Annotated in this window: 13 protein-coding genes; 8 read left to right on the top strand and 5 right to left on the bottom strand. The window is 63.5% G+C overall.

Annotation, left to right across the window (positions count from 1 at the left end):
- Position 1: 1 nt before the first annotated feature.
- Positions 2–850, bottom strand: coding sequence for a Ku protein (locus tag ATN38_RS31230; protein ID WP_039972871.1), 849 nt, complete (start codon positions 848–850; stop codon positions 2–4).
- A gap of 140 nt (positions 851–990) precedes the next feature.
- Here ATN38_RS31230 and ATN38_RS31225 point away from each other — a divergent pair, with 140 nt between their 5' ends.
- A complete protein-coding gene (locus tag ATN38_RS31225) occupies positions 991–1,962 on the top strand; it encodes an alpha/beta hydrolase family protein (protein ID WP_218749336.1) in 972 nt (323 codons plus the stop codon).
- A gap of 14 nt (positions 1,963–1,976) precedes the next feature.
- Here the strand turns inward: ATN38_RS31225 and ATN38_RS31220 are convergent, their stop codons facing one another.
- Positions 1,977–3,107 (bottom strand): lycopene cyclase family protein, encoded by a 1,131-nt coding sequence (locus tag ATN38_RS31220; RefSeq protein WP_218749335.1) that lies wholly within the window; start codon positions 3,105–3,107, stop codon positions 1,977–1,979.
- Positions 3,108–3,117: 10 nt separating this feature from the next.
- Positions 3,118–3,903, bottom strand: coding sequence for an SDR family oxidoreductase (locus ATN38_RS31215; RefSeq protein ID WP_218749334.1), 786 nt, complete (start codon positions 3,901–3,903; stop codon positions 3,118–3,120).
- 129 nt (positions 3,904–4,032) lie between these two features.
- Here ATN38_RS31215 and ATN38_RS31210 point away from each other — a divergent pair, with 129 nt between their 5' ends.
- The gene (locus ATN38_RS31210) at positions 4,033–5,664 is read left to right on the top strand and encodes an ABC-F family ATP-binding cassette domain-containing protein (RefSeq protein ID WP_003944932.1); all 1,632 of its coding nucleotides are present in this window, start codon (positions 4,033–4,035) and stop codon (positions 5,662–5,664) included.
- Between the two features lie 60 nt (positions 5,665–5,724).
- Here the strand turns inward: ATN38_RS31210 and ATN38_RS31205 are convergent, their stop codons facing one another.
- Both ATN38_RS31205 and acnA read right to left on the bottom strand, forming a co-directional pair.
- Positions 5,725–6,291, bottom strand: a complete 567-nt coding sequence (locus ATN38_RS31205; RefSeq protein ID WP_003944970.1) for a TetR/AcrR family transcriptional regulator — start codon at positions 6,289–6,291, stop codon at positions 5,725–5,727.
- 180 nt (positions 6,292–6,471) lie between these two features.
- Positions 6,472–9,273, bottom strand: a complete 2,802-nt coding sequence (gene acnA, locus ATN38_RS31200) for an aconitate hydratase AcnA (RefSeq protein WP_050656500.1) — start codon at positions 9,271–9,273, stop codon at positions 6,472–6,474.
- Between the two features lie 456 nt (positions 9,274–9,729).
- Between acnA and ATN38_RS31195 the strand changes: the two genes are divergently transcribed.
- The 6 genes from ATN38_RS31195 (at position 9,730) to fabG1 (ending at position 16,452) form a co-directional block, all read left to right on the top strand.
- Positions 9,730–10,320 (top strand): DUF6676 family protein, encoded by a 591-nt coding sequence (locus ATN38_RS31195; RefSeq protein ID WP_021332993.1) that lies wholly within the window; start codon positions 9,730–9,732, stop codon positions 10,318–10,320.
- Positions 10,321–10,771: 451 nt separating this feature from the next.
- The gene (locus ATN38_RS31190; RefSeq protein WP_003944866.1) at positions 10,772–12,319 is read left to right on the top strand and encodes an NlpC/P60 family protein; all 1,548 of its coding nucleotides are present in this window, start codon (positions 10,772–10,774) and stop codon (positions 12,317–12,319) included.
- Between the two features lie 150 nt (positions 12,320–12,469).
- Positions 12,470–13,666, top strand: coding sequence for a MoxR family ATPase (locus ATN38_RS31185; RefSeq protein ID WP_003944917.1), 1,197 nt, complete (start codon positions 12,470–12,472; stop codon positions 13,664–13,666).
- Positions 13,663–14,655, top strand: coding sequence for a DUF58 domain-containing protein (locus ATN38_RS31180; RefSeq protein WP_003944991.1), 993 nt, complete (start codon positions 13,663–13,665; stop codon positions 14,653–14,655). The genes ATN38_RS31185 and ATN38_RS31180 overlap by 4 nt, the downstream gene beginning before the upstream one ends.
- On the top strand, positions 14,652–15,632 hold the full coding sequence (locus ATN38_RS31175; protein WP_003944878.1) for a VWA domain-containing protein: 981 nt from the start codon (positions 14,652–14,654) through the stop codon (positions 15,630–15,632). Before ATN38_RS31180 ends, ATN38_RS31175 begins: the two co-directional genes overlap by 4 nt.
- A 70-nt stretch (positions 15,633–15,702) precedes the next feature.
- A complete protein-coding gene (fabG1, locus tag ATN38_RS31170) occupies positions 15,703–16,452 on the top strand; it encodes a 3-oxoacyl-ACP reductase FabG1 (protein ID WP_007727875.1) in 750 nt (249 codons plus the stop codon).
- Positions 16,453–16,497: the final 45 nt, after the last annotated feature.

Here is a 16,497-nt window from a genome sequence, read left to right as displayed (position 1 = left end):
CTCAGGCTCGTTTCTTCCTCGGTGTGGTCGACTTCGACGAGCCGGCCTTGGAGGCGTTCGACTTCGCTTCGTCCACACTGCGCTGCAGTGCGGCAACCAGGTCGACCACCTCTGCGTCGGTGCCCTCTTGGTCGACCTCGGCGGCCGGGATGACCTTCTTGCCGCCGTTCTCGATCATCTCGTCGAGCAACTGCCTCAGTTGGAGCTGGTAGTCGTCGGTGAACTCGGTCGGATCGAAATCGCCCGCCATGCTCTCGACCAGCGTCTGCGCCATCTTCAGTTCCTTCGCCTTCGGCTTCTCCGCGTCGTCGAGGGAAGGGAACTCTGCTGCGCGAACTTCGTCGGGCCACAGCAACGTCTGGATCACCAGGACGCCGTCGCGAGCGCGCATCGCGGCCAGGCGCGTCTTCTGTCGCAGAGTGAAATGCACCAGTGCTGTTCGATCACTCTCGGTGAGTACAGTCGAAAGCAGGACGTATGCCTTCGGCGACGCCGAATCCGGTTCGAGGAAGTAACTCTTCTCGAACAAGATCGGATCGATCTGATCGTTCGGCACGAATTCCAGCACCGGAATCTCGTGCTTCTCCGCGGCCGGGAGTTTGTTGAAGTCCTCGTCGCTCAAGATGACGCGCGATCCGTCTTCCGAGTCGTACGCCTTGTCGATGTCCGCGAACTGAACCGTGTTTCCGCACTCGGAACACACACGGTTGTACTTGATGCGGCCACCGTCTTTTGCATGGACCTGGTGAAATCGGATGTCGTGGTCCTCGGTCGCCGAGTACACCTTGACCGGGACGTTGACCAGACCGAAGGCTATCGAGCCTTTCCAAATCGAGCGCATGCCTCCCATGATGGTCGCCGCCGGCCGTTTGCGCGAGGCAAACGATCACGGTTGATCCCGAACCGTTGCGTGTGGATGGGTCGGTTCGGGGCGTATCGAGCGGGTATCCGCTTCGAGAACCCGACTCGCACACCTGGGGGGACGCTCCGATGAGAATCCGAACCTACCGTCGACGCGTCACCGCGGCGCTGGCGATTTCACTGGTTCCACTGCTGTTTGCGCCTTTGCCCGCGAACGCAGATCCGGCACGCACCGTAACCATCAGCGTCCACTCCGATGCGATGGGCCGCGACATTCCACTCGAGGTGATCCTCCCCGCCGACACGAGCGCCCCACGGCCCACGTTGTATCTGCTCAACGGCGCCGGTGGTGGCGAGGACAGTGCAACGTGGGAAGGACGGACCGATGTCCTGGATTTCTTCGCCGACAAGAACGTCAACGTCGTGACGCCGCTGGAAGGAGCGTTCAGCTACTACACCGACTGGCAGAAAGACGATCCCGTACTCGGGCGCAACAAGTGGCAGACGTTCCTCACTCGCGAACTGCCGCCCGTCATCGATGCGCAGTTCGGTACCAACGGGGTCAATTCCATCGCGGCGATTTCGATGACGGCGACGTCGGTACTCAATCTCGCGATCTCGGCACCAGGGCTTTATCGGAGTGTCGGGGCCTACAGCGGGTGCGCGGAGACTTCCACCCAGCCGGGTCAGGACTATGTGCGGTTGGTGGTCGGCGCGCGGGGTGGCGCTGATCCGACAAACATGTGGGGACCGTTCGACGGTCCGGGGTGGCGCGAGAACGATCCGGTCGTGAACGCGGAGAAGTTGCGGGGGACCGCACTGTACGTCTCCACCGGATCCGGGCTGCCCGGTCCGCACGACAACCTTCAGGCACCAGATGTGAACGGAAATCCCGGTGCGCTCCTGAATCAGATCATCGTCGGAGGCATCATCGAATCCGCGGTAAACGGGTGCACACATGGCTTGGCGGACCGACTCAATGCCCTGGGCATCCCCGCGACCTTCGACTTCAAGCCGACCGGAACCCACTCGTGGGGTTACTGGCAGGACGACCTTCACAATTCGTGGCCGATGATCGCCGGCTCGATGGGAGCGCAGTAGTCGGTCCAGAGTGCTCACCTCAGAAACGGCGCGCGCATCAACGTCTTTCGGACGTGCCACGGTGACGATCGGAACAGGGTTGCCATCACCTTCGCCGTCGCGGACGCGTCCCGCCGATCGGACAGGTAGGACCGCTGAGCCTCGACCGGTAGATCGAAGAACGTGTCGAAGAATGTCGCGACCTCTCCCGAGTCGAGGGTGAGAAGTGCGTTCAGGCCAACGCGGCGAAGGGCAGAGACCGCCTTGGCCGACCGCGGCCAGAGCGCCGCGTTGGGATCTCCACCGTCGGCGATTGCTTTGGCGACAGCGTCTGCCTCGGCGAGTGACGAGGCAACGCTGTATCCGGTTCCCGGATGCATCAGACCGCCTCGCCCGCCGAACCGGAGGACACCGTCGGGGAACGACTCCTTCGGGCCTTCGACCGCAAAACGGACTCGCTCGACCGGTGCGTCGTCGGGGACTTCGCAGCCCCGATTGTGAAGTCGGGTGCGCAGACGCGCTTCGAGTTCGCGGAGCCCCAACGCCGGCCGGCCGACGAGGCAGGTCTCCTCGAGGAGAACTCGCTCTTCATCGAGTGGGACCGCATAGAGGAACGACGGGGCGTCGGCGTCGGAGGCGCCGTTGTCTGTTCGCCAGTCCATGAACCAGGCTTCGCCACCACCAAGAATCGGATCGGCCAGAGCGCGGTCGACGATCACTCCGAAGGCGGACTGCTGGGCGGTTGTCACCGTCAGATCGGTGCCTCGGGCGTCGATGACGACGGATCCCCTCAGCTGCGATCCGTCCACGCACAGGACTGCGGTAGGGGACAGTGTTTGAGCACACAAGGCTCTGAACTGTACGGATGTGCCCGAGAGAAATGATTGCAGGAAAGATGTATTCAATACGCAATAGGTGCGATCAAGCGTTTTCTGTCTGCGGGTCCACACGCTCGGGCGTTCGATCCGGCTTGCGATCACATCGACGGGCAGCCACGACGGCAGCTCGTCAGCCCACGCCGAATAGGTCGGCGTCCACACCCGATGGGGATGCGGATCGACAACGACGACGGTGAGTTGCCGGGCGATACAGCGGGTGGCGAGTGCCCGCCCGGCCGGGCCGCCACCGACGATCACCACGTCGGCGGAAGAGTTGTCTGTGCTCACGACCGGCGCACTACATCGATCCCGTTGCGAGCAGACCGCCGTCGACCCGGACCGTTTCGCCCGTGATCCACGCCGCCGCGTCGGAGACGAGGAAGCCGACCAGACCGGCAACGTCCTCGGGGGTGCCGAGCCGCTTCATCGGGTAGCCCGCCGACGCCTTGTCCTCGCCGGCAGCGACCAGGGCTGCCGCGAACTGCGTCTTGACGATCCCGGGAGCTACGGCGTTGACACGAATCCTCGGTCCCAGTTGCCAGGCCAGTTCTTCCGTCAGGCGGATGAGCGCAGCCTTCGACGCGCCGTACGCCGCGATGACGCCCGTCGACCGGATCCCGGCCACACTTGCCAGGTTCACGACGGCTCCACCGTGTTCGCCCATCCATGCCCGATGTGCTTGCTGGACGTAACCGAGGGCGGCAACCACATTCACGTCGAAGATCTTGCGCACGGCGTCGAGGTCCGCTTCCATGAGCGAACCGAAGACGGGGTTGATTCCGGTGTTGTTGACCAGAATGTCGAGTGAACCGAATTCGGACACGGCGCGGTCGACGGCACCGGAGCGGGCTTCGGCATCGGCTGCGTTGCCCGCGAATGCGACGATCTTTCCGCCGTGCCCCAGAGCGGACAGCTCGGATGCGGCGGCCTCGAGGGGCTCCGGCTTGCGGGCTGTGATCAAGACGTCGGCACCGCGAGCGAGGAGTCCGGCGGCGACAGCTTTGCCGATTCCGCGACTTGCGCCGGTGACGATGGCGGCACGGCCTTCGAGGTCGCGAGGACGAGTGCTGTTTTCGCTAGTCATGTCCCGAACGTTAGCGGACTCACACGCTGCTGGTCGGAACGACCGTCAGGTCACGGTAAAATCGATAGTTCTTGTGTCTGTAGTCAGGCATTGTTTACCCGTATTCGTCGTTTTTCCTGAGGAGTTTGCTTGATTACCGCCACTGACCTCGAAGTTCGTGCCGGTGTCCGCACCCTTCTCACGGCTCCCGGGCCTTCGTTGCGCATCCAGCCGGGCGACCGGATCGGACTCGTCGGACGTAACGGAGCCGGAAAGACGACCACACTGCGCATCCTCGCCGGCGAAGGTGAGGCATATGCCGGAAGCGTCGTACGTACCGGTGAACTCGGATACCTCCCGCAGGACCCCAAAGAGGGCGACCTGAGCGTCCTCGCCAAGGACCGGGTTCTCTCCGCACGTGGCCTCGACACGATGCTCCGCGAGATGGAGAAGCAGCAGATTCTGATGGGCGAGGTGCTCGATCAGGAATCGCAGGACCGCGCGGTCAAGAAGTACGGTCAGCTCGAGGATCGGTTCTCGGCCCTCGGCGGATACGAAGCCGAGAGTGAAGCTGCACGCATCACCAGCAGCCTCGGTCTCGAAGACCGTATTCTCGGGCAGCCGCTCAGCACGCTGTCCGGCGGTCAGCGTCGTCGCGTCGAATTGGCGCGCATCCTCTTCGCCGCCTCCGACGGCAGCGGTGCCCGCTCGGACACGACTCTGCTGCTCGACGAGCCCACCAACCACCTCGACGCCGACTCCATCACCTGGCTGCGTGGCTTCCTCCAGAACCACGAGGGTGGACTGGTGGTCATCAGCCACGACGTCGACCTGCTCAACGACGTCGTCAACCGCGTGTGGTTCCTCGATGCCGTCCGCGGTGAGGCCGACGTCTACAACATGAACTGGAAGAAGTACCTCGACGCTCGTGCCACGGACGAGCAGCGTCGTCGCCGTGAGCGCGCCAATGCCGAGAAGAAGGCCGGTGCGCTGCGGATTCAGGCCGCCAAGATGGGCGCAAAGGCAACCAAGGCCGTCGCGGCTCAGAACATGGCCAAGCGAGCCGACAAGTTGATGGCGAACCTCGATGCCGAACGTGTCTCGGACAAGGTTGCGCGGATTCGTTTCCCCGAACCCGCCGCTTGTGGCAAGACTCCGCTGATGGGCAAGAACCTCACCAAGGTGTACGGCTCGCTCGAGATCTTCACCGGGGTCGATCTCGCGATCGATCGTGGGTCTCGTGTGGTTATCCTCGGACTGAACGGTGCAGGTAAGACCACGCTGCTCCGCATCCTCGCGGGCGCGGAGAAGGCGGACGCTGGTGAGCTGATCGCCGGTCACGGACTCAAGGTCGGCTACTTCGCTCAGGAGCACGACACCCTCGACGACGACGCGTCCGTGTGGGAGAACATCCGCCACGCCGCGCCGGACACAGGGGAGCAGGAACTGCGTTCGCTGCTCGGTGCCTTCATGTTCACCGGCCCGCAGCTCGAACAGCCGGCCGGAACGCTCTCGGGTGGTGAGAAGACGCGTTTGGCTCTGGCCGGTCTGGTGTCTTCGGCTGCCAACGTTCTGCTTCTCGACGAGCCCACCAACAACCTGGACCCGATCTCGCGCGAGCAGGTGCTCGATGCGCTCCGCAGCTACACCGGTGCCGTCGTCCTGGTCACCCACGATCCGGGTGCTGCCGAGGCCCTCAACCCTGAGCGAGTCATCCTCCTGCCCGACGGCAACGAGGACCACTGGTCGCAGGAGTACCTCGAGCTGATCCAGCTCGCCTAACCCCCTGTGCGCCTTTTTGGTAGTGGGAACTACCAAAAAGGCGCACAGGGGCGAAGCCCCTCAATCTCTCCGCCGCACCGATTCCTCGACCAGATCGAGAACCGCTGACAGGTTGTCGACGCCGTGGCCGGAGGCGATTCTCGCGACCAGGCCGTCCATCACCAGATCCAGGTATCCGATCAGAATTTCGGTGGGGACGTCGTCACGGAGTCTGCCTGCCGATTTCTGTCTGGCGAGACGCGCACTGGTCGCTTCCGTCAGTTCTACGGAGCGCTGTGACCACTTCTCGCGGAAATCGGCGTCGTTGCGCAGTCGACGCGCTATCTCCAGTCGCGTTCCCAGCCAATCGAATTGGTCGGGCTGCGCGAGCATGTCCCGCATGACCTGGACGAGGCCCTCTTCGGCGACGACATCTGCCATCCGGCTCGCATCCTCGCTTGCGAGAGCGAGGAACAGGCCGTCCTTGTCCTTGAAGTGATGGAAGATCGCTCCGCGGGACAAACCGGTGACTTCTTCGAGACGGCGAACTGTGGCGCCGTCGTAGCCGTATTCCGCAAAGCAGCGGCGGGCGCCGTCAAGGATCTGACTGCGCCGTGCCGCGAGATGGTCTTCACTGACCTTGGGCACGGGCATCCCTCCTTTGTCGGGTTGCCTGTGAACACTTTCGGCCGTAGGCGCTGAATGTCGACTCAGTGCACAAAGCGCTCACGACCACCGATGAAACCTGGTTCGCCTTCCGGCGAAAGTGGTCGTGAGCGCTTTGTGACCCGTCAGGGGCCGAAAGTGCTCACAGGCACGTAGTGCCTACTAGCCGCGGATCATGTTGCGAAGCACGTACTGCAGGATGCCGCCGTTGCGGTAGTAATCCGCTTCGCCGGGGGTATCGATGCGTACGACTGCGTCGAACACGACCTTCTCGCCGTTCTCGCGCGTCGCCGTGACCTTCATGGTCTTCGGGGTGACGCCCTCGTTGAGCTTCTCGACACCTTCGATGTCGAAGGTCTCGGTGCCGTCGAGCTTGAGCGAACCTGCGGACTCGCCGACCGGGAACTGCAGCGGGACAACGCCCATGCCGATCAGGTTGGAGCGGTGGATGCGCTCGAACGACTCGGTGATGACGGCCTTGACGCCGAGCAGGCTCGTGCCCTTGGCTGCCCAGTCACGCGAGGATCCGGAGCCGTACTCCTTGCCGCCCAGGACGACCAGCGGGATGCCGGCTGCCTGGTAGTTCTGCGACGCGTCGTAGATGAATGCCTGCGGTGCGCCTTCCTGCGTGAAGTCGCGGGTGTAACCACCCGAGACGTCGTCGAGGAGCTGGTTGCGCAGACGGATGTTCGCGAACGTTCCGCGAATCATGACCTCGTGGTTACCGCGACGCGAGCCGAGCGAGTTGTAATCCGCACGCTCGACGCCATGGGAGTCGAGGTACTGCGCAGCGGGGGTACCGACCTTGATCGGACCTGCCGGGCTGATGTGGTCGGTGGTGACCGAGTCGCCGAGCAGTGCGAGGACGCGAGCGCCCTTGATGTCCTTGACCGGAGCCGGATCCATCGTCATGCCGTCGAAGTAAGGTGGCTTCCGCACGTAGGTGGAGTTCTCGTCCCACTCGAAGGTGTCACCCTTCGGGGTTTCGAGGTTCTGCCAGCGGCTGTCGCCCGCAAAGATGGTTGCGTACGACTTGCGGAACATGTCCTGGTCGATCGAGGACTTGATGGTCTCTTCGATTTCCTGCGTGGACGGCCAGATGTCCTTGAGGTAGACGGGGTTTCCGTCGGTGTCGTTACCGAGCGAATCGGTCTCGAAGTCGAAGTCCATGGTTCCGGCGAGGCCGTAGGCAATCACGAGCGGCGGGGAAGCCAGGTAGTTCATCTTGACGTCGGGGGAGATACGTCCCTCGAAGTTACGGTTACCCGAGAGCACCGCGGTGACCGAGAGGTCGTTGTCGTTGATCGCCTTCGAGACTGCCTCGGGCAGCGGTCCGGTGTTACCGATGCACGTGGTGCAGCCGTAACCACCGAGGTAGTAACCGAGCTTCTCGAGGTACGGCCACAGGCCGGCCTTCTCGTAGTAGTCGGTGACGACCTGCGAACCGGGAGCCATGTTGGTCTTGACCCACGGCTTGGTGGCGAGGCCCTTTTCGACGGCGTTGCGTGCGAGCAGTGCAGCGCCGAGCATGACCGACGGGTTGGACGTGTTGGTGCAGGAGGTGATACCTGCAACGACGACGGCGCCGTGGTCGAGAACGAACTCACCGGCGTCGGACTTGACGACGACCGGCTTGCTCGGACGGCCTTCTGCACCGTTGGCAGCAGAGAGAACGTCGACCGCTCCGTCGTCGGCAAACGACAGAACCGCGGGATCGGAAGCCGGGAAGGACTCTTCGACGGCCTCGTCGAGCTGGGTGTGCTCGGTCGGGTGGTTCTCTTCCACGTAGTTGTGGATGTCCTTGCGGAACGCAGTCTTGGACTCCGACAACAGGATTCGGTCCTGCGGGCGCTTCGGGCCGGCGATCGAGGGAACAACGCTTCCCAGATCCAGCTCGATGTACTCCGAGAAGACGGGTTCCTTGTCGGGGTTGTGCCACAGGCCCTGTTCCTTGGCGTACGCCTCGACGAGAGCGAGCTGCTCGTCGCTGCGGCCGGTGAGGCGCAGGTATTCGATGGTCTCGGCGTCGATCGGGAAGATCGCTGCGGTGGAACCGAATTCGGGGCTCATGTTGCCCAGCGTCGCGCGGTTCGCGAGCGGAACCTCGGCAACACCGTTGCCGTAGAACTCGACGAACTTGCCGACGACGCCGTGCTTACGGAGCATCTCGGTGGCGGTGAGCACGACGTCGGTTGCGGTGACGCCGGGCTTGATCTCACCGGAGAGCTTGAAGCCGACGACGCGGGGGATCAGCATGGAGACGGGCTGGCCGAGCATTGCTGCCTCGGCCTCGATGCCGCCGACGCCCCAGCCGAGCACGCCGAGGCCGTTGACCATCGTGGTGTGCGAGTCGGTGCCGACACAGGTGTCGGGGTATGCCTGTCCGTTACGCGACATGACGGTGGGTGCCAGGTACTCGATGTTGACCTGGTGAACGATGCCCATTCCCGGGGGGACGACCTTGAAGTCGTCGAATGCGCCCTGGCCCCAACGGAGGAACTGGTAACGCTCGCCGTTGCGCTCGTATTCGAGGTCGACGTTGCGCTCGAGTGCGTCGGCCTGGCCGAAGACGTCGAGGATGACCGAGTGGTCGATGACCATGTCGGCGGGGGAGAGCGGGTTGACCTTGTTCGGGTCGCCGCCGAGGGTGGTGACGGCCTCACGCATGGTGGCGAGGTCGACGATGCAAGGAACGCCGGTGAAGTCCTGCATGATCACGCGGGCAGGCGTGAACTGGATTTCGATGCTCGGCTCGGCTGAGGGATCCCAGCTTGCGATCGCGCGGATGTGATCCGCGGTGATGTTGGCGCCGTCTTCGGTGCGGAGAAGGTTCTCGGCGAGAACCTTCAAGGAATAGGGCAATTTCTCGGTGCCGGGGACGGCCGAGAGGCGGAAGATCTCGTAAGAGTTCTCACCGACCTCGAGGGTTCCCTTGGCTCCGAATGAATCGATACTGGTGCTCACGTCTGCTCCACTCGTCTATGAGGGTCGCTACCGACGGGGCTGTGTCGGCAGCTGAAGCGAGGTACTTCGGCCGGGAAGATCCTCCGTAGCTCACGCCAATCGCACAGTTCGCGTGAGAACTGTCCGAACATCGGAGCTGCAGTAGAACCTGTCCTGACCGGTGGTACCTCTTGGTCCAAGTCTAACAGTACGCTTGTCCTGTGAGAATTCAGGGCAAGTTGACCGAAACAATCTTCATGCAGACTGCGGGCCTGCGCAACGCAGGCTTGGCTGGGTGACCGCACCCACAGCTACCGCTCGGGCGGCACGCGCGGCGGTTGTGTGTGACGCCTGGTGGCAGTCGACCTGAAGTAGGGTGCATGCAGGCCCGTCGCGGGTCGGCCGCCGAAAAACGACCTCGGAAGAACTCCCCGCATCTCAGCGGTGGACGGAATCCGAACAGCACCCGGATGAGAGATGTCTGCTCCTACAAATCACGCTTTTGCGCCTGTGCACGTGAAGTCCCCGTTGCACGTCGCTGTTCCGTCGGACGTCGATCTCGACGACGTGCTCGCGGACATTTCGACGGACGGCGTCTCCGCCCCCGCGGATGATGTTGCGGGGCTGACCGCGGTGGTGACCGACGCTCGTGAACGTGGTGTCGACTTGAGCGTCGTAGTAGTCGACGCAAATCCGGGCCGGCCGTCCGATCTTCGAGACCTGGCCACGACGGTCGGCAAAACAGAAGGCGGAACGGTTCTCGTTCTGAGCCCTGACTGGATGGGTAGCTACAGCGATTCGATCAGTCGAGTGCAGCTCGAAACTGCACAGGACCGATCTTTCGGCGAAAGCGCAAGCGTGACCGCGGACCGCTTCTCGCACGAGATCGTGGCGCCAGGTCCGCCGTGGACGCTTTACACGGTCCTTGTCATCGCAGTGGTGGCGGTTATTGCCGGAATTACCTTTGCCGTCAAGTGGCGGCGAGAGCCAGAAAACGCGCAAACCAGACATATCGCCTCGACTTCGGAAACACCAGCACCATCCGACCACCGGGCCGATTCCGTCTGACCTTGGTCCTCTTGCGAGATTTTCAGTAACTCGTCGAAAACAGGTACTCACCGCTGTTTGCGGTGAGTACCTGCCCTTTTTGGTGCCTGCATGCCATTCGACCAGCTCAAATACCGTTTGTGTTATTTGTGGCTAAAGTTTCCAAAGAGCGCTTGAGTGTCGTACGGTACAACTGGCACTTTTTGGGGAAGAAGTGTCGCAGACAGGCTGATGTTGTTCGACGCGTACTTGTCGGTTGCCTCGTTCTCGAGGTGTCGACGGTGGCGTTCGTACGGCACGTCCAGGTCGACGAGCAGCTCTCGGGCTGTGGCCGACCGGTGCTTGGTCTGCGCATTCCCTCCCCGCACGGATCGGCGACCCAGCGGGCCGTGGCGTTACACGCGAGGGAGAGTTATTTGTGAGGCAAGTAACACGTGGCGGCGAGTCCCGTCGTGGTCCTTCCCGTAAATCGATGCGCCTGGCGCAACTGGTCATCGGATTCGGCGTCGTCGGATCCCTGATCGTCGGGACGCCGGCCATGTCCTCGGCCGTACCGCCACCGCCGCCGAATCCGAGTGACTCGGATATCGCCGCGGCAGATTCGCAGGTCTCGTCGAGCGTCGGCACCGTCAGCGCGCTCATCAATCAAGTCGCATCGGCAAACGAACAGTTGTCGGCACTCGACAACGAAGTTGCGATCAAGCGTGAAGACGTCAACAAGACTCTCGTGGATCTGCAGAACGCTCGCGGCGCCGCAGACTCCGCAGCGCAGGCCGTCGGAGTCACGAAACAAGCTCTGAAGGACGCGTCGGCGCAGATCGAGGTCGCTCAGACGGACTTCGACAAGTACGCACGCTCGAGCTACGTCAAGGGCACCAATACTGCGTCGATCTCGTCGTTCCTCGACGCCAAGGGTCCTGGCGACGTTCTCGACCGCGCGCAGGTCCTCAAGCTTCTCGCCAATACGCAGAGTGCAGTGCTCGACGGTCTCCAGCGAGCACGTACCGAGCAGGCGAACAAGGATTCCGCGACCCGCCAGGCCAAGCAGCAGGCCGATGCCGCCGCCGAGGTCGCCGCGCAGCTGAAGGATCTGGCGGAGCAGGCGATTCAGATCGCGCGCAACGCTCTCGATCAGCAGGTAGCCAAGAAGGCCGCGATCGAAGCCGAGCGCAACTCTGCCCAGGCTCAGCTCGACGCCGCCCGCAACGCCGTCGCCGGCTTGCAGGGTCAACGCCAGGCATACGCGACCTGGGACGAACAGCGCCGTGCCGAGGAAGCTCATCAGAAGGCTCTCGAAGCCGCGGCCAAGGAAGCGGCCGCTCAGGCCGCCGCCCGTGCCGCAGCCGACCAGGCAGCCAAGGATCGAGCTGCCGCACTGGCAGCGGCCCAGCGTCCGCACACCGCGGTCGAAGACCCGACTCCGACCGTCATCCCGGACGACGACGACACCTGGACTGACGAAGAAACAGGGACGGACGAGGAAACAGGCACGGACGAAGAGACCGGCACCGACGAGGAAACGGTCACGACGCCCAAGCCCACCACCCCGAAGCCGACGACGCCGAAACCCACCACTCCGAAGCCTTCCGTTACCGGAAGCGCTGCAATCGAATCCGTCATCGACCGCGGAATGTCTCAGCTAGGCGTGCAGTATGCCTGGGGCGGCGGCGACGAGAACGGACCGACGCGAGGCATCCGTGACGGCGGCGTCGCTGACAGTTACGGCGACTTCAACAAGGTCGGGTTCGACTGCTCCGGCTTGATGATTTATGCCTTTGCCGGCATCGGGATCTCGCTGCCGCACTACACCGGCTACCAGTACACCGCAGGCACTCAGGTTCCGTCTTCGGAGATGAAGCGCGGCGACATGATCTTCTACGGCCCCAACGCCAGCCAACACGTGGCGCTCTACCTCGGTAACGGTCAGATGCTCGAGGCACCACAATCCGGTTCGAGTGTCATGGTCTCACCGGTTCGGTGGGGCGGAATGACGCCGTACGCCGTCCGACTGGTGTCCTGACCGTCAGAGGAAATGCCGCTGACACCCGCATTGTCAGGGAAGTATCAAGTTCCCGACGTGGTGTTACGGCATCGAGCGCAACTACCTGGAATAGTTGACGGGGAACACGTTACTGTCGGTACTTTTCTAGGTGAAAGCGATGGATTCTTGGTGACCTCACGTGAAGATTCGGTCGGAACGGTCGACGTAAGCAAGGCGAGTGGAAGTGCGGACGGAGCAGCACCTTCCCTGGCAGCCGACGTTCAGACCTTGGAACGAGCGATTTACGAGGTCAAGCGAGTCATCGTCGGGCAGGACCGGCTTGTCGAGCGCATTCTCGTCGGACTTCTCGCCAAGGGGCACGTCCTCCTCGAAGGCGTACCCGGTGTCGCCAAGACGCTGGCCGTCGAGACTTTCGCGAAGGTCGTCGGCGGTTCGTTCTCCCGCGTCCAGTTCACCCCGGACCTGGTGCCCACCGACCTGATCGGCACGCGCATCTACCGTCAGGGCCGCGAGGAGTTCGACACCGAACTCGGCCCCGTCGTCGCCAACTTCGTGTTGGCCGACGAGATCAACCGTGCCCCGGCCAAGGTGCAGTCCGCGCTCCTCGAGGTGATGGCAGAACGCCACGTCTCGATCGGTGGCAAGCGGTACCACATGCCCGATCCGTTCCTGGTGATGGCGACGCAGAACCCCATCGAGAACGAGGGCGTCTACCCGCTCCCCGAAGCGCAGCGCGACCGCTTCCTGTTCAAGATCCTCGTCGATTACCCGACAGTGGAGGAAGAACGCGAAATCGTCTACCGGATGGGCGTGGCAGCGCCGGAGCCGCACCAGATCCTCGGTCCGGAGGAGTTGGTCAGGCTCCAACGCGTCGCCAGCAACGTCTTCGTTCACCACGCGCTCGTCGATTACGTTGTCCGGGTCATCGCCGCTACGCGTACTCCGCGTGAAGTCGGACTCGAGGACGTCGCAGGCTGGATCGCGTACGGCGCCTCACCCCGCGCGACGCTCGGCATCATCGCCGCGTCGCGGGCCCTCGCTCTCGTCCGCGGGCGCGACTACGTAGTGCCGCAGGACGTCATCGAGGTGATCCCGGACGTGTTGCGTCACCGTCTCGTTCTTTCCTACGACGCCATGGCCGACGAGGTGACTCCCGACGCCGTCATCGCCCGGGTGCTGCAGACCGTCGGACTGCCGCAGATCGCCGCGCGGCCGGTCCCCACCGTTCCCGGTCCGCCCCAGCAGGGCGCACCACAAGCACCGCAGTTCAACGCACCGGGCACAGCTAACCCACAGGGCACAGCTAATCCGCAGGGCAACGGCGCGCCGATCGCGACCGCTGAGACGATGAGTCGCCCGCAGTGACCGAAGGCCGCGACGGTGGCCAGGCGACACCCGCCGGATCCACCGGTTCTCCGCCGTCGTTCCGATCCGGCGAGCTCAGCGACCCGAAACTCACCGCTGCGCTGCGCACCCTCGAGCTGACGGTTCGCCGCCGCCTGGACGGTGTGCTGCACGGCGATCATCTCGGCCTGATTCCCGGTCCGGGTTCGGAGCCGGGAGATGCCCGCGAGTACCAGCCGGGCGACGACGTGCGGCAGATGGACTGGTCCGTCACCGCACGGACGACGCACCCACACGTGCGTCAGTCGGTCGCAGATCGTGAGCTCGAGACGTGGCTCGTCATCGACTTGTCCGCAAGTCTCGACTTCGGGACCGCCGGATGCGAGAAGCGCGACCTGGTCGTCGCCGCAGCCGCGGCGATCACTCACCTGACCAGTTCGGGCGGTAACCGCGTCGGCGCCATCATCTCGACCGGCGCACAGACAACTCGAATTCCGGCCCGCGGTGGGCGAATTCACGCACAGGCGATGCTCCGCAAGATCGCGACGACTCCGCACGCGCCGGACGGGGTACGCGGTGATCTGGTCGGCGCGATCGAAGCGCTCAGACGCCCACAGCGTCGGCGCGGACTGGCGGTGGTCATCAGTGACTTCCTCGGACCGATCGACTGGGAACGCTCGCTGCGCGCCATTTCAGGACGGCACGACGTGCTCGGTGTCGAAGTGGTCGATCCGCGAGACCTCGAACTGCCCGACGTGGGCGACGTGGTGCTCCACGATCCCGAGTCCGGCCGGACCAGAGAATTCACCACGACGCCGCAATTGCGCGCCGACTTCGCCAGAGTCGCCGCCGAGCACCGCGTCGAGGTCAGGCAAGCTCTACGTCGTTGCGGCGCACCGCTCATGTCCCTGCACACCGATCGGGACTGGATCGCCGACGTCGTGAGATTCATCTCGGCACGCCGACACAGTTATGGTGCCGGCGCCGGAACTGGGGGCGTTCGTTCGTGAGTCTTTCTCAATTCACCGCACCGTGGTGGCTGCTGTTCCTCGCTGTCATCGCCGCGTTGGTGGTCGGTTACGTACTCGTGCAGAAGCAGCGAGCCAAGCACACACTTCGGTTCACGAACTTCGCACTGTTGGAGAAGGTCGCGCCTTCGCGGCCCGGGCGGTGGCGTCATATTCCGGCGATTCTGATGGTCATCGCATTGGTGTTCTTCACCGTCGCCCTTGCCGGTCCGACGGCAGACAAGAAGGTCCCGCGAAACCGCGCCACGGTGATCCTCGTGATCGACGTGTCGCTGTCGATGCAGGCCACCGACGTCGAGCCGACGCGATTGGCAGCAGCGCAGGAAGCTGCGAAGTCGTTCGCCGACGGTCTGACTCCCGGCATCAACCTCGGGTTGGTCGCATTTGCCGGAACGGCTTCGGTTCTGGTGTCGCCCACCACGAATCGTGACGCGACGAAGGTCGCCATCGACAACCTCAAGCTCAGTGAGCGAACGGCGACGGGCGAAGCGATCTTCACCTCGTTGCAGTCGATCGACACGCTGTCGGCTGTTCTCGGCGGCAGCGATCAGGCGCCACCGGCGCGCATCGTGTTGCTGTCCGACGGTAAGCAGACCGTTCCCGAGAACTCGGACGATCCGCGGGGCGGATTCACCGCTGCCCGTCAGGCCAAGGACAAGGGCGTTCCGATCTCGACCATTTCCTTCGGAACGACATACGGGCGAGTCGAGATCGAAGGAGACCGAATCCCCGTCCCGGTCGACGACGCGTCATTGAAGGAGATCGCCAACCTTTCCGGCGGAAGTTTCTTCACGGCATCGAGCCTCGAAGAACTGCGCCAGGTGTACGACACGCTCGAAGAGCAGATCGGTTTCGAGACGACACGAGGCGATGCGAGTCGACCGTGGTTGGTTCTCGGCGTCGTGTTCGCGACCGCTGGTCTGACGATTGCCCTGGTACGCAGGCAGCGTCTGCCCTGATCGAGAGCAGTTCCGAATTGTCCAAATACCGCTGGTACGCGGCCCGCAGAGAATTGATAGGTTGATCGCCATGTCTACCCCTCCCACGACAGTGGTTTCCGAACGGACCGTCACCACACCGCGCTCGGTGCTCGTCACCGGCGGTAACCGCGGAATCGGCTTGGCCGTCGCTCAGCGGCTCGCCGCAGACGGCCACAAGGTAGCCGTCACGCACCGCGGTTCCGGTGTCCCCGAAGGGTTGTTCGGCGTCGTGTGCGACGTCACCGACACCGAGTCGATCGACCGTGCATTCAAAGAGGTCGAAGCGCACCAGGGGCCGGTCGAGGTCATCGTCGCCAATGCCGGCGTCACCGACGACACACTGATCATGCGAATGAGCGAAGAGCAGTTCACGAGCGTCGTCGACGCGAACCTCACCGGTACGTTCCGCCTCTCGAAGCGTGCGACCCGTTCGATGCTGCGCGCGCGTTTCGGACGGTTCATCTTCCTCGGCTCTGTGGTGGGTCTGGCAGGACAAGCCGGCCAGGTCAACTACGCCGCGTCCAAAGCAGGCATCGTCGGTATCGCTCGTTCCCTGACAAGGGAACTCGGCTCACGTTCGATCACCGCCAACGTCGTCGCACCAGGGTTCATCGAGACCGACATGACGGCAGCACTGGGCGACGACGTCAAGGACAAGGCCACCGAGTTCATCCCGTTGCAGCGGACCGGAAAGCCGGAAGATGTTGCAGCAGTTGTCAGTTTCCTCGCCTCCGACGATTCGGCCTACGTCTCGGGTGCGGTCATCCCCGTCGACGGTGGACTCGGCATGGGGCACTGACCCGCTTTTCGCACACACACCTTTCTCGTACGTCTGAAATCAGGA

The organism is Rhodococcus sp. FH8, assembly GCF_019266085.1.
GTDB lineage: Bacteria > Actinomycetota > Actinomycetes > Mycobacteriales > Mycobacteriaceae > Rhodococcus_F > Rhodococcus_F qingshengii.
The sequence above is the reverse complement of the archived record's forward strand: the minus strand, read 5'-3'. Positions and strand labels throughout refer to the sequence as shown.

Bases quoted from the DNA above. Each gene is read 5' to 3' on its own strand.
- fabG1 (WP_007727875.1), top strand. From the start codon at position 15,703: ATGTCTACCCCTCCCACGACAGTGGTTTCCGAACGGACCGTCACCACA.
- ATN38_RS31195 (WP_021332993.1), top strand. From the start codon at position 9,730: ATGTCTGCTCCTACAAATCACGCTTTTGCGCCTGTGCACGTGAAGTCC.
- ATN38_RS31190 (WP_003944866.1), top strand. From the start codon at position 10,772: ATGCGCCTGGCGCAACTGGTCATCGGATTCGGCGTCGTCGGATCCCTG.
- ATN38_RS31225 (WP_218749336.1), top strand. From the start codon at position 991: ATGAGAATCCGAACCTACCGTCGACGCGTCACCGCGGCGCTGGCGATT.
- ATN38_RS31230 (WP_039972871.1), bottom strand. From the start codon at position 850: ATGGGAGGCATGCGCTCGATTTGGAAAGGCTCGATAGCCTTCGGTCTG.
- ATN38_RS31215 (WP_218749334.1), bottom strand. From the start codon at position 3,903: ATGACTAGCGAAAACAGCACTCGTCCTCGCGACCTCGAAGGCCGTGCC.